Source organism: Spirosoma soli (genome assembly GCF_042684525.1).
In the GTDB taxonomy this organism is placed as follows: domain Bacteria; phylum Bacteroidota; class Bacteroidia; order Cytophagales; family Spirosomataceae; genus Spirosoma; species Spirosoma soli.
On the sequence record NZ_JBHULN010000005.1, the window covers coordinates 79,894 to 100,005 of the forward strand.

Below are 20,112 nucleotides of genomic sequence, written 5' to 3' on the forward strand. Positions count from 1 at the left end.
TAGTTGTCCCGTACTTTACCTATTTATACATGCAACAATTTGACAGCATAGTTTGCCTGGGGCAGACGACTTGGGAGGGGGATTATCAGAAGGCTGTGGTGCAATTGATGACTGAGTTATCGGTACGACACCGAGTTTTATACGTCGATTACCAATATACCTTAAAAGACTGGGCCATGGGCGTGGCCGGGCGGCAGGATATGCCCGTCCGAGCATCAATGCGACTAGCTAGCCCCCTTACCAAAAAAACGTTCGAGAATGGCAGTGAGGTCTACGTCTGGACTCCTCCCCTCATGCTCCCCATTAACTGGATGCCGCCCAAACCACATGACTTGCTTGTGCAGCAGAATGTGAGTCGGTTAGTGAAAGGCCTGAGGCAGATCATGCAGCAGTTAAATATGACCAGACCCCTGGTGATTAACGGACTCAATCCCGTATTTGGTCTGCCTATGCTCAATCAATTAAACGAGTGCGCCACCATCTATTACTGCTTCGATGAAATAAACATCATCAACTGGATGAGCCGCCACGGTAGCCGCTACGAGCCAGCGTACCTCAAACAGGTTGATGCAGTGGTTACTACTTCCGAAACACTGCGCCGATCTAAGTCAGAGCTACAGCCCAATGCGTACTGCGTCAAGAACGGGGTTAACTTTGAATTATTCAACCAGGCACATCAGATAGCTCAGCAACAGCCCCCCGACAGGCCAGTGGTAGGCTACCTAGGCACGGCCGACAATCGGATTAACATCGATCTGGTGGACTATTGCGTTCGTACCATGCCGGACGTAATTTTTCAATTTGTCGGCGAGGTGAATGAACCTGCTCTTAAACAGCGGCTATCCCAGTACTCCAACGTTACGTTCACCCCTCCGCACCAACCCGCCGATCTTCCTCCTTTACTGGCCCAGATGAAAGCGGCTATGATTCCTTTCGTCTGCAATGAACATACGTACACAATTTACCCCCTGAAAATCAATGAGTATTTAGCAGCTGGCCTACCAGTTGTTGCCACGCCTTTCTCTATACTGGACGATTTTAACGGTGTAGTCGAGCTAGCTGATCAGCCCGCTCAGTTTGCCCAAGCCCTTCGTCGTGCCCTGGCTGACGACAGCGATCAACGACTTAATGAGCGGATCACCATGGCCAAAGCGAACTCCTGGCAGAAGCGGGCAGAAGAGTTTGAAGCGGTTATCCGGCAAGTACAGGCGGCCTGGACACCAGACCCGGTTACAGAGCGTTTGTAACAATTTACCAGCGGTTTATCCCCACAGTAGTTCAACACCTAGTGGCTAATAATACTCACTGAGGTATCGAAAGACGTCGTCGGTATTCTTCGCATGTAAAATTTGGGCACCGGATAAAGCTGGGAAAATGGTGGCGTACTCATTGAAGTGATGCTCCATGCCACCTCCCGGATGCGACAGAATAATGTTCATCCCGCCAAAATAACTAGCCAACGCTGCGGTTCCTCCGTGCATGGAAATAAACCGATTGCAGTTTGCATATACCATCAATTGGAGGTGATTGAAATTATTGACCATGTTCTTATGCTGCTCAAACAGGTCGTGCATCAAGATGACTTCCGGATGGTTTTCGCGAAGCCATTGATGTTCATTCAAATCCATTATTTCGCTATTGTCCAGCACAATCTGCGTCGATAGCGGCCGGTTGTAAACGATCTGATACTTTGTTTTATACGTTGAAACAATCCGATTAAGCGCCGGAATGTCTAAGAAATTAATCGGGGGCTTATCCCATTCGATGTTGTATTTATTGGCGATCATCAGCATCGGCTTGTCAAATACAAACACCTCATTCTGATACCGTTTTTTGAATGGCACTCTAGTCCATTTCGAGAAATCGAAAGTTGGGCTGTGGGTCATGTTGGGTACATCGTAGTATTCATACCCAGCCTGCCATACACGTTTCTCGTACTGCTCTGTGTGGTGTTCGCTGAAGAAATAGAAATCTCTGGTGTTCGTGCAGGAGATGGTTTGCTTCAACGTTCCGTTCAGGTGGTGCCAATAAGCAAACGGTAATACATAACGCAGTTCCTGATCAAACTCGCCGTGAAAATCAATCACTTTATATTTCTTCCTGGCTATATAATCTTTCGTTACAAATCGAATCTGATTTAACCGAGAAAAATAGTTATCCCGAATAAAATAACGCAGATCACGTCTGATTCCTGGATACTTAAACGTGGCAACTACGTATAGAAATTTCAGCATGAATCGCTGCATACACTAAAGGTTATTAGACCAACTATTTGTTCTTCTTACTGTACCCTGAGTTGCTACTAGTTAACGACTTATCAAGACCAGCTAATTTTATTTTTTCAACTTATGACTTAAAATTATTGAATAAGCCACTGTCTAGTGTGTAAAATTTAGGAGTTTTCAGTTCTGCCAGACAAGAAACAGCCGCTACATAATCAGGCGCAATGTCAAAGCTACGAACCACCCACTCGCCGGTCGCCCCAATCAACTGGCTGGCTATATGATGGATACCATCCGCCGAAGGAACCTGCCCAAAGTCATCATCTATGCCTTTACCAGTCGCCTTAATGAGTGACTCTTTACGGGTCCAGAACCGATAAAAAAGCAACCGGGGATCAAGGCTACTTTCTACCTGATAACGTTCTTCTTGAGTAAAGCTAGTCAATAGCACCTCGTCAAAACAAAATCCGGTATCGACCCTTTCGACATCTATCCCAACGCAGTTCTTCGCAATAGCCAGCACGACCCAATCACCGGAATGCGATACGTTGAAAAACCAGTCTGTGTTATCCTGTAGCTCGGGCTTGTTAGTTGAGCCCACTACAAACCGGATTTTGTCAGGCTCCAGGCTTGTGTAGATACCAAGCAGCTTTCTCAGAATACTCCTTGAGTAAATGAATCGAAGGTAGTCTTCTTGCCGACGATACCGGTATGCCCGACTGATTTCGTCGGATTGCAACAAGGTTTGCCAAGCTGGCATGTTATCAGGCCGATTGGTTAACGAAAACCGGAATATAGCTAACTCCTCGTTAAATGAGCTGGCTAGCCAACTCTCCCACCTAACGTCTTGAATAGCAGCACACGAAACTACAGCATTAGACATTCTTGATCCGGTTGTACTCATTCTGAATACCTAACTGTTTATCTATCAAGCGTATAATATATTGATAATTAAACGATTCAACCAAAAATATAGTGACCATCACCGGCCAGTTTCGTCTCAAATAGCAAATAACCAAGACGTAATAAATACGACAAACGCCTGGTTTTAGGATGATTACAAAGCTTCATCAGGCCCGCCTTGACTATTATTTATGGTAACTCCGATTCGTAAATTTATCAGCAATGGTATTGTGTTGCTTAATAAGTTACATGTGACAATCGGTTTAGTTAGCTATTTAGCGTATGGAGTGTACCATCCTTTACTGGCTCAGGTATGTAATGAATCGTCTGGCGAGTTTTTGATTAACCAAACGTTTGGCAGCGCTGGTACTAGTTCATTGGGAGAATTAACTACGTATCAGTATATACCACAAGCTTGTCCCAGCGATGGTCAGTACACGGTATCGGAAACCGTAGATGGCACTTGCTTTAACTCTACCTGGCATAACGTTACAACGGATCACACGCCTGGTGATGTACGAGGTAACGTTATGATTGTTAACGGTACAAACGCTCCCGGAACGTTTTACCAGCAATCCGTATCCAGCTTGTGCGGAGGAACCAGCTACGAGATTTCTCTATGGGTGATGAACCTGCTCAGAACAGGTACCTGTCAGAATCCGTTGCTGCCTAACTTATCCATAAGCATTGAAACAAAAACCGGCCTAGTGATTCAGACAGCCGATATAGGCTTAGTTCTGCAAACGGACAGTCCGACCTGGCGTCGTTATTCAACCCTGTTCACCGCGTCGACGACCACCGATGAGGTTGTTATTAAACTGATAAATTATCAGGGTAATTACGGTTGTGGTAACGACATAGTCATCGATGACATTCAGTTAAAACAGTGTGGTGAGTGCGTAACCGAGCAAGTTTACGTTCCAGACGTGTTTACGCCGAATAATGATGGTAAAAACGACGCGCTCGAAATTTTTCTGAACCCAGCGGCTACGTTCAATCTGAATGTGTACAACCGATGGGGTAGTGTGATTTTTACCAGTACCAGCCGAGATTCCCGATGGGACGGAACCTATGCCGGTGCGCCGTGCTTACCAGGCAACTACTCATGGTCGCTTACGTATCGCTTTGATCAGCCAAGCCGTAAGGGCAGAGAGTATGTTCGAACCGGTCAGATTTTGCTACTCCGCTGATTCAATCCATTAGGGTAGTCAGCCTGCTATGCTTCGTCATCGAATCATTGATGCCGGTAGCTTACATAAGTTTAAGTAATGAATAAGATGATAAAAATCGTTTTCACGTCGATCATTGTCTACGCTTCCGTACTGGCAATAGCACCTATCCAGGAGCGTAGCCTATCGGCAAACGTAACTGAGTACTCAGCCCCTAAGGCTGGCAAAATACCTATTGACCCTAAGCGGTGGTATCAGGTTAATCATGTCGGTACGGGTCTCGAAGGGCTCTTCGACGGCGTCACTGATGTAAGTGTTAATACCGGATGGGGAAAAATATTAAGTAATTTTGATGCTTATTACCCCTTGCTGGAAGGGGAGCAATTGACCATTGAAAGTATCCGGTTTTATGACGGCGCAGGTACCAATCTGGAAACGCCTGTAACCTTGTCGATCATCACCGAGAAATGGGAGCGAATTCCCATCGGCCGTTTTATAGGGGATAAATATCAAGCGTGGGTTGGCCCTGACCCAACCCAGCCCAACGAGTTTACCCTTAAAACTTCCATCAAAAACGCCCGCTACCTGGTCTTGAATTCCTCCGGCGATTATCCTACAGAAATGGAACTGTATGGTACGTATCAGGCCGGAAAAGAACCTGCGCTGGCGGCCCGCCGATCTTATCCTTTCCGACATACATTAGGCATCAATGGATTCGAATGGTATGCTCAGGACCCCGATGCACCTTCTCCCCTACGTGTAGTCGAAGATTCTCGTATTAATGCGCTCAAAAGTTTTTCGTCCATGCGCCACTATATGGACTGGGATAAGCTCGAAGCAGAGCAGGGTAGCTATACCTATAATCCAACCTTCAGCGGTAGCTGGACGTACGATGGCATGTACGAGCGTCTGCAAAAGGAAGGAATCGAGGTGTTGGCTTGTTTACAAACCCTTCCGAAATGGATGGAGAATACATATCCGGCCGACGGTCGCGATTATAGCAATATACCGGCGCGGTATGGCAGTGACCTATCGTTACCTAGTTCTTATATTGAACATGCCCGAGTAGGATTTCAGTATATGGCTCGCTACGGCTTTAACAAAAACATTGATCCGAGCCTGGTAAAGGTTAGCCCCATTGTTACATCTGCCGGTGTTAACGTCCTGAAAATTGGGCTGGGATTGATTCGGTATATCGAGTGCAACAACGAACCTGACAAGTTCTGGAAAGGTCGGAATGGCTATCAATCGGCCCGGGAGTACGCAGCCAATCTATCAGCCTTCTATGATGGGCATAAAAACACAATGGGGCCAGGCGTTGGCGTCAAAAATGCCGATCCGTCTGTAACAGTCGTCATCGGTGGTATGTCTGCTTCGACCACTGATTATGTACGAGCCATGATCGACTGGTGTAAAGAGTTTAGAGGCTATCGCCCCGACGGTTCTATAAACCTGTGCTGGGATGTTATCAATCAGCATTTATACGCTAACGATGCAAAATCGTCGCAAAGCGGAGGAGCCACCCGGGGAGCCGCGCCCGAACTAGCTGGCGTTGGCGAACAAGCCGCTGAGTTTGTGAAGCTGGCCCGTCAGTATGCCGGAGGAATGCCCGTATGGATTACCGAAGCGGGATACGACGTTAATCAGGGCAGTCCGTTTCACGCAATTCCCATTGGCGAAAAGAGCGTACTTGAAACTCAGGCCGATTGGACGCTACGTACCTCCCTGCTGTATAGCCGAATAGGGATTGACCGGGTCTTTTTCTTCCAGGCTTATGACGACAATCTGCTTAATCCGACCCAATTCAGTTCAATGGGTTTGCTCAATGCCAACAAAAGTCGCAAGCCCGCTGCTGACTATCTCTACCAGGCAAAGAACCTTTTGGGTGACTATCAATATAAGGAAACGCTTAATAAAGACCCGCTCGTTGACCGTTATGAGCAGGATGGCCAGTCGGCTTACGTACTCCTGATTCCCGATGAGCGCGGCCGAACCGGCACCTATAACCTCCCGGTCAACAAAGGCGATACGGTACAAATATGTACCCCAGCAGTTGGTCGGGATGAGATGACGAAAACCACGCAGGTCAGTCAAACAGGAACGATCACGATAAACGTAAGTGAAACTCCCGTGTTTGTCATGCCTTTTTCCAAAGCAGGTGAGGTTAAGAACAACGATTTAAGCTCCCTGCAAATTTTTCCGAATCCTGCCGCCGATTACGCAGAGCTAGCCATGGAGAATGGAGCTAACGAAGCCGTGGACGTAACGGTGTACGGTAGTTCGGGCCGTCGGCTTAAGCAAGTAAGCTTTGCTAAACCAGTCCGGCAGCTTAGGGCACAAATCGATCTGGGCTCACTACCTAATGGCATCTATATGCTGGAAGTACGGCAGGGACAAGCCAGATTAGTAAAAAAAATTATCAGAGCTCGGTAAACAAGGCTATTTGACGTAGTAGACCAGATAACCAGCCAATAAAGTACTTACATGAGTAATACCAAAAAGGCGATAGATGGGGGGAAGTGGATAACGGTATCCACGGTCATTTCGACCCTATTTCAGTTTGTACAGGTAGCTGTGCTAGCCCGCTTATTAGCTCCCTCCGATTTTGGGATTGTAAGCATTAGTAATCTAATTATCTCTTTCTTTCAGGTTTTCGCCAATCTCGGATTCTCTAACTCTGTTATTTATAAGCAGGAAAGTGATCGTAACGTTTTGTCGACTCTGTATTTTTTGAACTTGATAGCGGGCCTTCTGATCTTTACACTCATTCATACCACCGCACCCTATGTGATCTCGTTCTACAAGGAACCAAAACTGGAACGAGTGCTAAACTATTCCTCCTATTATTTTCTGATTGCTTATTTTGGTCAGTTATACATGTTCCTGCTGGAGAAAGAGCTGCGCTTTAAATCAGTAGCTATCATTGATATAACAGGTACTATTATTGGATCAACAGTTACGATCTATCTGGCGTATAATGGCTACCACGAACTATCGTTGATTATTGGCTCACTGGTTATGCAAGCCGTCAAAACGGTATTACAAATTACGTTTGGGCTCAAATTATTCCTTCCGGCGCTTTCTTTCAACCTGAATAAAGTTAAAGACCACCTACGTTTCGGACTTTTCAATATGGGGGATGGCTTCCTGGGCTTCATTCAATCTAATTCCGACAATATTTTTCTGGGCGGTATGCTCGGCGTGAAAATGCTCGGATACTATACTATTGCCTATCAGCTGTCCATCTTTCCAATCACAAAACTGAATCCGATCATTTTGCAGGTGGCTTATCCTATCCTGGCTAAAATGAAGAATAGTACAGCAGAATTGAAGAAATCATACCTTAAAATCTTGGATTTCATCAGCTATTGTAACCTACCGCTGCTAGCTGGTTTGTTCATAACCGCTGACGGAGTTGTACCGCTTATTTATGGTCCAGGCTGGGAGCAGACTATTGATCTTATCCGTCTTTTCGTTTTTGTAGGTTTATTCTTTTGCCTTAGCCATCCGCTTTACACGGTGGCGTTCACAAAAGGAAAACCTAATCTGCTGTTCTACTTAAATCTGGGTACGCTACTTTTCAAAATTCCGTTGGTGTATATACTTGGTACGCACTGGGGAATCACGGGTATAGCAACGGCTTTTTTAATAACAACCTTTCTCAACATGGTTGCCAACTTTATCATTGTGCATTATCTGATCGGCGATTTCGCAGGAATTTTCCTGAAGAACATATCAAAGCCTCTTCTATTCTGTCTCATCATGATTGGTGTCATTACCGTGTATAAATCTTTAGTAGGCTCCTCCGGTTTAACGAACACATTAGTAGAAATCGGATTAGGCGGTCTCACATATGCCCTCTTCACTGTAACCTACAAGCTCTCCTTCACCGAAATTAAAGCCTACCGGCAGTCGATGCTATAATGTCTTGATTGATAAACTTACCTAGCTGTAGTCTGCCTTCACAGACCATAGCTGGTTTTATAGTGCCATAATTTTTTATACAATTCACTCCTATGAACATGGAAGCCATTCAACAGCTATCCCCTCAAAACGTTATTACTAAAATTGACAAACGTAGTAACATCACCCGCAGAGAGCTTATTAAAGAATACATTGAACCGGCGATTCCGGTCGTTCTAACCGACGCCACCAAAGAGTGGAAGGCGATGGGCAAGTTCACTCCTCAATTTTTCAAAGAGAACTACAAACACCTGTCTAAAGAAGTGAAAGGGAAAACGTATGCCATGTCAGATTACATCGATCTGATGCTGGCGTCTACCCCCGAGAATCCCGCTCCCTATCCATACAACTTTAACCTGGAACGGTTTGCGCCAGAGTTGCTGGACGACATGAAGCCCGAAATAGTGTACGCCAAGTCGGACCGGGTCAAGCATCCGCTCCTGCCCAAGTTCATGCTCAGCGGAACGGAAGTATATGAACTATTTCTCGGTGGTAACGGGAGCGCGTTTCCCTTTTTGCACGTCGATGCGCTGTTCCTTCACACGCAAATTACGCAATTGTATGGGTCGAAAGACTTCTTCTTTTTTTCGCCCGATCAGACGCCGTTCATGTATCCCAAAGAGGATAACCCAAAGATATCTCAAGTCAATGCGTTCAACCCCGACTACGAAAAGCATCCGCTGTTCAAAAAAGCGAAACCTATTAAAGTAACCGTAGAGGAAGGTGAAACCGTGCTTTTCCCGACGAAATGGTGGCACACCACCCAGATAAACGAGCCTTGCATCTCCTTAGGCCGGGTTCATTTGAATGCTTCTAATTGGGATGATTTTACGACTGACAACTTTTTATCGTTGAAAAAGTATAACCCTAAACTTGCCCTTCCAGCGCTGATTTACGGAAAAGTACTGGGACAGCTGATTAACCTACAAGAGATTATTGGTTCATAGGTGTAGCTGTTCGCTTAATCTTTGTCTTACCTTTGTTATATGCAAAAACTCGTAGTTTGAAGCGACTGTAAACTTCAAACTACGAGTTTTTTTTAGGCAACTTCTAGGCCTGGCTATTATCCAGAGCGCGTTGTAGTGACTCCGCCAGTGCTTTATCGTTCGGCGCGTGCATAATCGTTTCGTGATCCCCGGGAACATCATGTACACGTACACCACGGAGAGCAAACTCTTTCCAGCCCAGATAGTGATAATCATCCACGAAGTACAGCCGGGTTGTCGCTCTGAATAGATCAAGCGTACCATCGTAGGGATGCAACACGTAGTTTTGGAACGCAGTCTCGTGTTTGTCCATGATATAGTTCAGATGCGCCATCTCGGCCTGAGGTTTTGGCTCTTGCCCAAGGCCGACCATTTGAAGCAATTTTACGGCCTTCCGTTTAAAATAATCCCGTTGATACTGAATCGTCTGCGCAGGGCGTTCAAGCAGTGATCGACCAATCCAGACTAGCTTAGGGAACTGCCGACCAATTTTCCACATCACCCGGTTCAGCCCCGAATGGTGCATCGCCAGAGCACGGGCATCTGTATCAAACATAGCCAGCATTTTTATTTCTTTGCCCATGGCGGTTAGCTGACGAGCCATTTCATAAGCGACGTACCCACCAAATGAGTAACCGGCAATGGCATAGGGGCCGGTAGGGTTTTGCTCCAGCACCTCTTCAATATAGCAGGCCGCAATTGACTCCATCTTATCCAGCGGCTCCTCGGTACCATCAAGTCCACGGGCCTGCAACCCGTAAATGGGTTGCTCAGCATCCATGTATGTGGCTAAGCTGCTAAAGTTTAACAGATTCAGACCAATACCATGAATGATGTAGATGGGTTCTTTACTCCCATCCGGCTTGATAGGAACGAGTGATTTCCATGATTTAACCGGTTTATCAGGTTGAATCAATGCCGCTAGTTTCCGTATGGTTGGGTACTCAAACAACGCAGATAAGGGCAACCGGCGACCGGTTTGTTGTTCGAGCCGGTTCATAACCTGAACCGCAATTAGTGAATGCCCACCAATGTCAAAGAAGTTATCATCAATACTGATCGTGCTCAAACCAAACACATCCATCCAAATGGAAGCCAGTTGGATTTCTTCTTTGGTTTGTGGTTGGGTAGACCGGGCTTCTACGGCTACGGCACGGGAACCGGGCTTGGGCAACGCCTTCTTATCCGTCTTTCCGTTTGCCGTAACGGGTAACTCTGCGAGCAGCACGAAATTATTAGGTATCATGTACTCCGGCAGCATTCGCCGAATACCCGTACGCCATGTTTTGATTTGCTCCTCTTCGTCGCTAATGTACCGATCCGGAACAAGGTAGGCCACCAATCGTTGATCGCCGGGGGTATCTTCCCGAGCGATGACTACAGCATTCTTCACACCGGCCTGCTTCAGCAGATTATGTTCGATCTCGGCTACTTCAATGCGGTGCCCACGAATTTTAACCTGCTGATCAATGCGACCCAGGTACCGAATGTTACCACCGGACTCAAACTGGCCTAAATCGCCGGACCGGTACAGTTTTACCTGACGGCCGTCCGGCGTAACGAAGTCGATAAATTTTTCTGCCGTCAATCCAGGCTGGTTCAAGTAGCCCCTAGCAAGTCCAACCCCGGCAATACAAATCTCACCTGCCTGCCCTTCGGCTAATGACTGGAGCTGTTCATCAACGATGAAGACCTGCGTATTGTCAATGGGTTTTCCTATCGTGATCAGTTCGTCAGTCGGCAGAATCTGGGTGCCTGTCGCGTATATAGTCGTTTCAGTGGGGCCATAAAAATTCCATAATGACTTACACGAAGCCATCAGTTTATGCGCCAAATCCATGGGCAGGGCTTCGGCACACGAGATTACGGTTAACTGCTTATCACCCCGCCAGCCCGCTTCCCAAAGCATCCGCAATGTGGCAGGAGTCGTTTGCAGAAAGGAGATTCCTTCAGTACGTAGCAGATCGGCTAACGCCTGTCCATTTCGGCTAACGGTATTGTCAACAAAGACCAATTCGGCCCCGGTTAGTAAAGGCAGGTAAATCTCGACCGTAGCCAGGTCGAACGAGATCGTGGCCAGCGTAACAGTTTTGTCAGCAGGCAGTAGACCAGGCCTCTTCTGAACACTCAGTAACACGTTGACTACGCCATTATGCTTCGTCTGAACGCCCTTTGGTTTACCGGTTGTTCCGGACGTATAAAGCACATAAATAAGATCATCACCGGATGTTGGCACATTCAGGTCTGCCGTCGCGTATTGATCTAGGGATGGCCAGATTTCTTCGAGAACGATTTCTTCCAGCGCTAGCGAAATGCGGTTTTTAAAATTGGCCGAGGTAAGCAGGATTTGGCAAGATGCATCAGCCAGTATAAATTCAATACGTTCGGCTGGATGTTGCGGATCAACGGGAATGTAAGCAGCTCCGGTTTTCATGACCGCCAGGAGGCTAACCATCAATTCCAGAGAGCGCTCAGCGGCCAGGCCTATCCGGTCGCCGGGTTGTACTCCTTTCGCTACCAGAAGCCGGGCTAACTGATTAGCTTTCTCATTCAAGGCCTGATACGTCAGAGTAGCTTTACCAAATCGGACAGCTATGTTATCCGGAAATGCACGGGCCGTTTCAGTGAATAGGTCGTGCAGTGATTTATGGCTGGGGAAGTCGGCCTGCGTGTCATTCCAGGGCGCAATTTGTGGGCTAAGCCGCGGTTTTTCGACCAGGGGTATATCGCCCAGCAGTTGCTCTGGAGCTTCGACAACTGACCAAAGCAAACGCTCAAATTTTTGGTGAATGCCCTGAATAGTTTTCGCCTTAAAGAGATGAGCATTGTATGACCACTCCAGCGTCATCTTTTTTTCGGAGCCTGACGCGTTCAGTGAGAGCTCAAAGTTTTCAAAAGCTCTCGGATTACTAATAAGCTGGTATTGGAGCCCATGAAACGAAACACCATTGTCTAAGCCGATGTCAACATTGAAAACAACCGGTACAAGCGGCATTCGCGATACGTCGCGGGTAATGGGTAGTTTTTTCAGCAACCGGCCAAAGGTTAGCCGCTGATGCTCCAACGCATCCAGAAGACCAATTTTCCGTTGCTTCAGAAAATCGACGAATCGCTGCTCAGGGCTTGGATAACTCCGTAGGGGAAGCAAATTAACACAATGCCCAACCAGACCGGGATTGTCGGTCGCCGATTGCCCAGCCGCTGGTAATCCCAACACAATATCATTTTGGCCCGTTAGCCGGTGCAGGAGCACTTCAAAGGCGGCCATCAACGTAGTCACGAAACTACAACCGGCTTTAATACCCATTTGCCTGACAGCCAGTACTAACTCATCATCCAGCGGAAAATCGAGACGATTACCAGCGTAGGTTCGTATTCTAGGCCGGGAAGTGTCAATCGGCATCTCCAGAACAGGTACCGACTGTCGATACTGGTCCAGCCAAAACTGTTCTATTTGTTCATACTCCCGACTACCGACAAACGTTTGCTCGTCAATAGCATATTGGCTGAAGGGCAGTACAGCAGGCAGGTCAGGAGTTTTGTGCTGAACGTAAGCCGAGTACAAAACGCTAATGTCCTGCAACATTACGCCTAACGACCAACCATCGCAGACAAGGTGGTGCGCCGTAAAAGTGAAGTGGTGTATTGTGTCAGATAACTTAATCAGGCCAGCCTTAAGCAATGGCCCATTCACCAGATCAAATACATGCAGGGCGTCCTGTTTCACGTATTCTGCAACGATCTGCTCCTTTTCGGCGTCTGCCTTGTCAGAATAGTCCCGGTAATCAAGGCCAACGGGCATCTCCTGAAACACGCAAATGTGCTTACCATCGGCGCTAAAGGCCGAACGTAACGCTTCATGCCGATGCACCAGGCCCGACAAGGCCAGCTCTAAAGCAAGCTTGTCTACTGGTCCATTGAACCGTAAGGATACAGACTCATTATAAGCGCGATTAGCATCGTCTCCCCCAAACTGACAGGCTGTCCATATTTCGGTTTGCGGCTCGGTAGAAGGCGCTAACCGCACCAGATCAGGCCCGGCAAAAGGGTCAAAGTCAACGGCGATAAAATTCACATGGGTAGAGCTTGTCACCATTCAAGCATCAGTTTAATTCAACTTGTAAGTATTTGCCGGGCTGATCAGGATTAGGCATAAACCAGGCTGGATTCCCATGCTGATCGCGGCCTAATCTAGCACCAGGAGTTGGCGGTATATTTTGGGCAAAATTCAAGCCAACTACCTGTGTTTTAGCCCCTCTTGTTGAATCTATGCGTAAGAACCCGGCTTCTATTAATTCATCTAAGCTATCAATAAATTTACTAATTATCGCATCTATTTCTTTATCGGTATGCACTTCGGTCATAAAACAGGGGAAACCGTCCCAAATATGAATTCCTTTGTCACGCATTAGTGTAAATAGTAACTCTCCGTATGGTATCTCCTCTTTGAATTTTATTTTCCAGAGCGATCCAAACTGTGCTGCAAACATGGGGAGTTGCCGCTGGGTCAAGGCTGCGTTCAAGGCATCGGCCAGCCACTTCGTTTTGCGGGTTAGTTCCTGCTGCAAAGCTGGCCCCATCTGCTTCATGTATTGCAAGGATACTTTAGCTGCGGCCAATGCCAACGGATGCCGAACGAACGTACCGGCAAAGTACGTAACGCCCACTTCAGGGACAGAGCTGTCGCCATACTGCCAGAAACCCCCATCGAGAGCATCCATGAATTCACGTTTGCCAGCAATAACTCCGATGGGCAACCCAGCGCCAACTACTTTTCCGTATGAACCTAAGTCGGCCTTGATGCCAAATAGGGCCTGTGCTCCGCCGGGATGCATCCGGAACCCAGTGATTACTTCGTCGAAAATCAGCGCAGTACCCGATTCGGCTGTAATGGCCCGTACTTGCTTCAAGAAATCAATAGGGACGAATTCTGGTCGGCGGCTTTGTACCGGCTCCACCAGCACAGCGGCCAGTTCGTGCGCCCGTTCGCGGATTATGCGCAAACTTTCGTCGGTGCCATAATCCAGAATCAGCATGTTCTGCACCGACTCGGGCATAATGCCGGGAGAGGCCGGAAACGACTTAAGTTTTTTGGTGCCTCTAACAAGTACTTCGTCGACAATGCCATGATAAGACCCCGAAAAAGCTACGATTAGTGATCGGCCAGTTACGGTGCGAGCGATCCGCATGGTACCGAGTACGGCTTCAGATCCTGTGTTACACAGGGCCGCACGGTCGGCTCCTGTCAACTCACAGATCAGCTGGCTCACTTCGCCCGCCAATTCGTGCTGCGGTCCGACTTCGTAGCCCTTCTCAATCTGATCATGAAGCGCCTGCTTGACTAAATTAGGCTGATAACCGAACATGTTTGAGCCAAAACCGTTCAGGGCGTCGATGTATTCGTTACCGTCAATATCCCACAAGCGGCTGCCTTTCGACTGATTGACGACAAGGGGATACACAATCTCTTTGGTAAGGGGCCTGAACCCTGACACAACGCGAGGGTCGGCCATGTGCGAACGGTGCTCCTGCGCATAAGCTTTACTACGGCTCGTTTTCAGGTTGTAGCGTTGTGTAAGCTGTTTAAGAAAATCCTGTTGTTTATTACTTAATTCAGAGGCTTGGCGTTCAATGCGCGCTGTTGCGCCAAATGGTTTCTTGAGCTCGACCACCTCTTCTGGTGTTAAGTCAGCAATTGACGGCACTGAAGAGGATTGCTTAGCCGTTACATGCCCATTTGTGGTAGGCATCGGTGGTATTGGCATTGGTACCGTAACTGCTGGAGCGGCCGAAACGGGGGATAGAGAAGCCGTTGGCTGACTGCCTTGTAGCAGTGCCACCTGCTTAGCCAGTAATTGCAATTGCTGGGCTATAATTCCGAGAGCTGTGTCACTTTCAGGAACAGGGGCCACTGTAGGCGTGTACATTGGAGCAGGAGCTGTAGGCTGTGGAGCAGCAACATGATGCACGGGTTGAACTACCGGGGCGGGTTGGTAAGCCTCAGCCGGTAGCGCCTGATCGAGATACGTGACCAGCAATTCTGGGGTAGCATATTCATTTGTCAACTGCCGGAACGTAACAGGCAGGTTAAATTCCTTTTTCAGCGTCAGAGCGACCTGCGTCAGCAGCAGCGAATCAAGGCCTATTTCCAGAAAGCTCATGTCAGGCTTTAGACCGGCCATATCAATGCCAGATGCGTCTTCTAACAGCTCGTTGACTTTAGTAAGCAGTGTTTCTTTTCTCATAGGTATTGGTGCCAGGGGTGTGGAGTATTGGATTGATTCGGGTGTATGGGATGATGGTGTAACTGATGTTTCTGTAAGGATAGGATCAACCCAGCAGCGTTTGTTATCAAAGACGTAAGTAGGCAAAGCCACTTTTCGCCGACGCTGGTTCGCATAAATCGCAGGCCAGTTAGGCACTACGCCGTTCAGATACAATTGTCCTAAAGTTGTTAGCATCGACGTGCAAACCGTCGGCCAACCCGGCTCGTTTGTTAAGCCCGTCAATACTGTAACAGGCTTGCCAGCGGCCTGCTGCCGGGCCAACGTAGCCGAAACCTGCCCAGGGCCAATGTCTAATAGCAACGGGTTTTCCAGCTCCAGAATGGTGTCGAGCGCATCAGCGAAGCGGACCGTTTCGCGCAGGTGCCTGGCCCAATACTGCGGGTCAGTGGCTTGCGCATCCGTCATCCACGTACCGGTTGTCGTTGATACGATTGGCTTTTGAGGCCGGTTCAACGAAACTGTCTTTACAACTTGGGCAAACTCGTCGACAATCGGGTCCATCATGACCGAATGAAACGCATGACTCGTCAGCAGGAGCCGGTTAGGAATTTCCTGTTCGTCTAACAAGCGCGCAAAATCAGCAATGTGCTCATCGGGACCTGCTACTACGCATAATTTACGGCTATTGATAGCAGCAATAGACAGCGTTTCAGGCAGGATCGTTTGCAGCGCCGGGGCATCCAGCCGCACCGATAGCATACTTCCCCGGGGCTGTTCGCTGACCATCCGGCCTCGGGTCGCAATCAACGTTAAGGCATCCGACAGACTAAACACGCCCGCCAGATGAGCAGCGACGAACTCGCCAATGCTGTGTCCACAAAATACTGATGGCTCAATGCCCCAGCTCATCCACAACCGAGCCAGTGCGTATTCGGTAACAAAGAGCGCAGGTTGCGTATACCGGGTGTTCCGCAGCTGCTGCTCAGCCTGCGAATCAATTGCTTCGGGATAAATAATATCGCGAATATCAGTCTCCAGATATGCCATTAATTCCTGGGCACATTCGTCAACAGCTTGCCGGAATACGGTTTCATGCTCGTATAATTCACGGCCCATATTGAGGTATTGCGCCCCTTGACCCGGAAATAAGAAGACCATTTCCCCCGGCACATTCACGCCTGAACTTAGGCGGCCGGTTTGCCCGGACGAGTCAAGCTTTTCCCGTAGTTCAGTAGCTGTAGCCGCGACAACAAATCCACGGTGTTTAAAGTCGGCACGGGTCGTTTGCAACGTAAAGGCTGCGTCGGCCAGATTCAGCTGGTCCTCACCGGGAAGATGATCGGCCAGCCGTTTTGCATAGGCGTCCCGGCTCGTTGCCGATTTTGCCGACCATGTAATCAGTTGCACCGGCCGACCTGTATCGGTTGACACGAACACCTGCTGATTTGCTTCTTCTAAAACAACGTGTACGTTAGTTCCTCCCACCCCAAACGAGCTTACGCCAGCCCGGCGCGGGTGAGCAGGTTGCAGACCGGCAGATGGCCAGGCGGTGAGATGCGTATTGACGAAGAAGGGGCTGTTGGCAAAGTCAATGGCCGGATTGGGCTTCTCAAAGTTTATGGAGGCCGGAATTTGTTTGTGATACAGCGACAGGGCCGTTTTTATCAATCCAGCCACGCCAGCAGCCTGAGTCAGGTGCCCCATGTTACTTTTGATGGAGCCAATCGCGCAGAACTGCTTCTGAGTCTGCTCGCCAAACGCCTGAATTAAGCCGTCAATCTCAATCGGATCACCCAGCGGAGTGGCCGTTCCATGCGCTTCTACGTAGCTAATGGTTGACGGCTCAACACCGGCGTCGACAATGGCCATGGCAATAGCGCCAGCTTGTCCGTCGGCATTGGGAGCGGTAAAACTACCTTTCGCGCTCCCATCATTGTTAACCCCAATTCCTTTGATTACGGCGTAAATGGTATCACCATCCCGGCGGGCCGCTTCGGCATCTTTTAATAGCACAACCCCAGCCCCATCGCTGAAAACGGTTCCTTGTGCCTGTTCATCGAACGAGCGGCAATGCCCATCCCGGCTCAGCATAGCTCCTTCCTGGTAGGCATAACCGCTTTTGATTGGTGCCGTTATGCTGGCTCCACCCGCCAGCGCCACATCACACTGTCCATTCCGTATGCTTTGCACCGCCTGACTAATGGCGAGCAACGACGTAGAGCAGGCCGAATAAACACTAACGGCTGGCCCTTTCAGATTGAGTTGATAGGCCGTACGGGTGGCGATGTAATCTTTTTCATTGATGGTCATTACTTGAAACGCACCGACTTGATCAATCAGATCTTTGTGGCTAAGTACGTTATTCAGGTAATACGTATTATTGCCACAGCCCGCAAACACGCCGACACGACCGCTGTAATGCTGAGGCAGGTAACCGGTTTGCTCCAGCGCTTCCCAGGCAATGGTTAAGAAAATTCGCTGCTGCGGGTCCATGAGTTGCGCAACCGTGGGCGGTATGCCAAAAAGCTGCGCATCAAACTGGTCAGCATCGTCCAGAATACCTCTAGCTTTTACGTAAAGTGGATCGTTTTTAACCTGATCAGATATGCTTTGATCAAGCTCCTCATCAGTAAAAAACCGAGTAGTTTCCTTTCCTTGCTTCAGTAACTCCCACAATTCGTCGATGGTATTAGCCCCCGGAAAACGGCCCGCCATTCCGATCACCGCAATATCTTTCTGGGTAGTCGGCGGGTTGGCTACAACTGGCTGTGCTTTTGACTCTACCGCTGTGTGCGGCTGTAGGTAACGGGCAATACCGGCCGGAGTTGGGTATTGATAAAGCTTCGTAATCGGTAATGTGTGACCTTGTTCTCTAAAGGTTGCGACGGTTTTCTGAGCCAGCAACGAATTACCGCCTAACTCAAAAAAGTTGTCGTCTAACCCTACTTTATCAATCTGGAGCAGACCCGCCCAAATGCGCGTGATGGTCTGTTCGAGAGCGGTTTTTGGCTTACGGTAAATGGTTGCCCATTCCGACCGTTTACGTTCAGGACTGGGTAGTTTGTTTTTATCAATTTTGCCACTGCTGGTCCGGGGAAAATCGTCCATCCAGACAAAGGCAGAAGGCATCATGTATTCGGGCAGCCGTTGCGACAACCCCTGTCGCAGTGCCAGGGTATCCGTGTGCCCTGTAGAGGTCACGAGGTAAGCGACTAACTGCTTCTGTCCGTCGACACCATCACGGGCAGCAACCACAGCTTGCTTGACGCCCCCCATCTGATTGATGACTACTTCGATCTCACCCAGTTCAACCCGGTGCCCTCGTATTTTCACCTGATCGTCGCGACGACCTAAAAACTCGATATTTCCATCGGGTAAGTAGCGCGCCAAGTCACCCGTGCGATACGTCCGAATGATGCCTTCGGGTCGTGTTAAGCTGGTAAATTTTTCGTGGGTTAGGGTTGGCTGATTCAGATACCCTTCTGCCAGACAGCTTCCACTGATGCAAAGCTCGCCAATCGATCCGTCGGGCAACAGGTTTAGTTGTTCATCAACAACAAACAGGCTGACGTTGTCAATGGGTGTACCAATTGATGGTAGTGCAGGCCATTCGGCAGCATTGCCGTCTAACTTCAGCTGGCTTACCACATGGCACTCTGTTGGACCGTATTGATTATAAAGCACGCAACCCGGCAGTGCTGAAAAGAAGGTAGCTACTTGTGGCGTAATCTTTAGCTGTTCACCAGCCGTCATTACCTCCTGTAAATATTGGGGGAACAGCTCGGCGCTAACGGCCGCTTCGGCTAAATACTGTAACGCGACAAAAGGCAGAAACAGCCGGTTAATGGCCTGCTCATTAATAAACACTAAAAGAGCACTTAAATCTAACCGGAGCGTTTCGTCAACGAGCACGACCGTTCCCCCCGTACTGAATGTGGCAAACAGTTCCTGAAACGATACGTCGAAACTTAACGGTGCCAATTGCAGTGTTCGCGTTCCCAGACCCGCCTGAGAGTTGTTAGCCTGCCATTTGAGTAAGTTCACTAGGGGATCGTGTCCCATAGCTACTCCTTTTGGCTTACCCGTGGAACCGGATGTATATAAGACGTAAGCCGTGCTGCCTTGTTGAACAACCAGTTGTTCTGTATACGAATGTGATTGATCACCGGTTATTACCTGTACCCCCAAGCCCGCGAACTTAGCTCTGTCTTGCTTAGTGCTTAAGCATGTTTTCAGTCCAGAATCGGTGATAATTTGGTGCAGACGCTGCTCCGGATAGGCCGGGTCGAGCGGCAGGTATGCTTTACCCGCTTTCAGGATTGCCAGTACGCCGACAACCATGTCCAGGTTGCGGGCGCTACTTACTCCGATCAGGTTAGCCTTCGGATCGTTGTGCAAAATAGCTCGGCAGAGCTGATCGGCCCGCTCGTTTAGCTGCCCGTACGTAAGCTGCTCATCACCAAAAATGACCGCAATACGCTCCTGATTTGCACGGGAAACCTGCTCAACGAACTGATGAATTAGCAACGGACTGGTTATACCTGCCCCTGCTTCAATACCATTGAAGACCTGCATACAGTTGATGGTTTTCTATATCACCGACTCAGACAAAAACTTAGATCGCCAAGGCAGCTGATCGACT

At 48.6% G+C, this 20,112-nt stretch carries 9 protein-coding genes; 5 read left to right on the forward strand and 4 right to left on the reverse strand.

Going from position 1 to position 20,112, the window contains the following annotated elements; genetic code table 11:
- Nucleotides 1–29 precede the first annotated feature (29 nt).
- Nucleotides 30–1,247 carry a glycosyltransferase gene (locus ACFSUS_RS09845; protein ID WP_381522037.1) on the forward strand — a complete coding sequence of 406 codons (1,218 nt, stop codon included), beginning with the start codon at nt 30–32 and terminating at the stop codon, nt 1,245–1,247.
- 45 nt (nt 1,248–1,292) lie between these two features.
- Here ACFSUS_RS09845 and ACFSUS_RS09850 read toward each other — a convergent pair whose 3' ends face one another.
- Together ACFSUS_RS09850 and ACFSUS_RS09855 are read right to left on the reverse strand one after the other, a co-directional pair.
- Entirely contained in the window at nt 1,293–2,246 is a 954-nt protein-coding gene (locus ACFSUS_RS09850; protein WP_381522038.1) for a hypothetical protein, read from the reverse strand.
- A gap of 100 nt (nt 2,247–2,346) precedes the next feature.
- Nucleotides 2,347–2,982 carry a 4'-phosphopantetheinyl transferase family protein gene (locus ACFSUS_RS09855; RefSeq protein WP_381522040.1) on the reverse strand — a complete coding sequence of 212 codons (636 nt, stop codon included), beginning with the start codon at nt 2,980–2,982 and terminating at the stop codon, nt 2,347–2,349.
- Between the two features lie 334 nt (nt 2,983–3,316).
- On the opposite strand from ACFSUS_RS09855, the gene ACFSUS_RS09860 reads away from it, so the two are divergent.
- The 4 genes from ACFSUS_RS09860 (at nt 3,317) to ACFSUS_RS09875 (ending at nt 9,204) form a co-directional block, all read left to right on the forward strand.
- Entirely contained in the window at nt 3,317–4,315 is a 999-nt protein-coding gene (locus ACFSUS_RS09860) for a T9SS type B sorting domain-containing protein (protein ID WP_381522042.1), read from the forward strand.
- A gap of 87 nt (nt 4,316–4,402) precedes the next feature.
- Nucleotides 4,403–6,727 carry a T9SS type A sorting domain-containing protein gene (locus tag ACFSUS_RS09865; protein ID WP_381522044.1) on the forward strand — a complete coding sequence of 775 codons (2,325 nt, stop codon included), beginning with the start codon at nt 4,403–4,405 and terminating at the stop codon, nt 6,725–6,727.
- Nucleotides 6,728–6,778: 51 nt separating this feature from the next.
- Nucleotides 6,779–8,218 carry an MOP flippase family protein gene (locus ACFSUS_RS09870; RefSeq protein ID WP_381522046.1) on the forward strand — a complete coding sequence of 480 codons (1,440 nt, stop codon included), beginning with the start codon at nt 6,779–6,781 and terminating at the stop codon, nt 8,216–8,218.
- Between the two features lie 98 nt (nt 8,219–8,316).
- On the forward strand, nt 8,317–9,204 hold the full coding sequence (locus ACFSUS_RS09875) for a cupin-like domain-containing protein (protein ID WP_381522048.1): 888 nt from the start codon (nt 8,317–8,319) through the stop codon (nt 9,202–9,204).
- Between the two features lie 103 nt (nt 9,205–9,307).
- On the opposite strand, the gene ACFSUS_RS09880 is transcribed toward ACFSUS_RS09875, so the two are convergent.
- Both ACFSUS_RS09880 and ACFSUS_RS09885 read right to left on the reverse strand, forming a co-directional pair.
- Complete coding sequence (locus ACFSUS_RS09880; protein WP_381522050.1) at nt 9,308–13,339, reverse strand: non-ribosomal peptide synthetase; 4,032 nt, start codon at nt 13,337–13,339, stop codon at nt 9,308–9,310.
- A gap of 7 nt (nt 13,340–13,346) precedes the next feature.
- Entirely contained in the window at nt 13,347–20,045 is a 6,699-nt protein-coding gene (locus tag ACFSUS_RS09885) for an amino acid adenylation domain-containing protein (protein ID WP_381522052.1), read from the reverse strand.
- Nucleotides 20,046–20,112 lie beyond the last annotated feature (67 nt).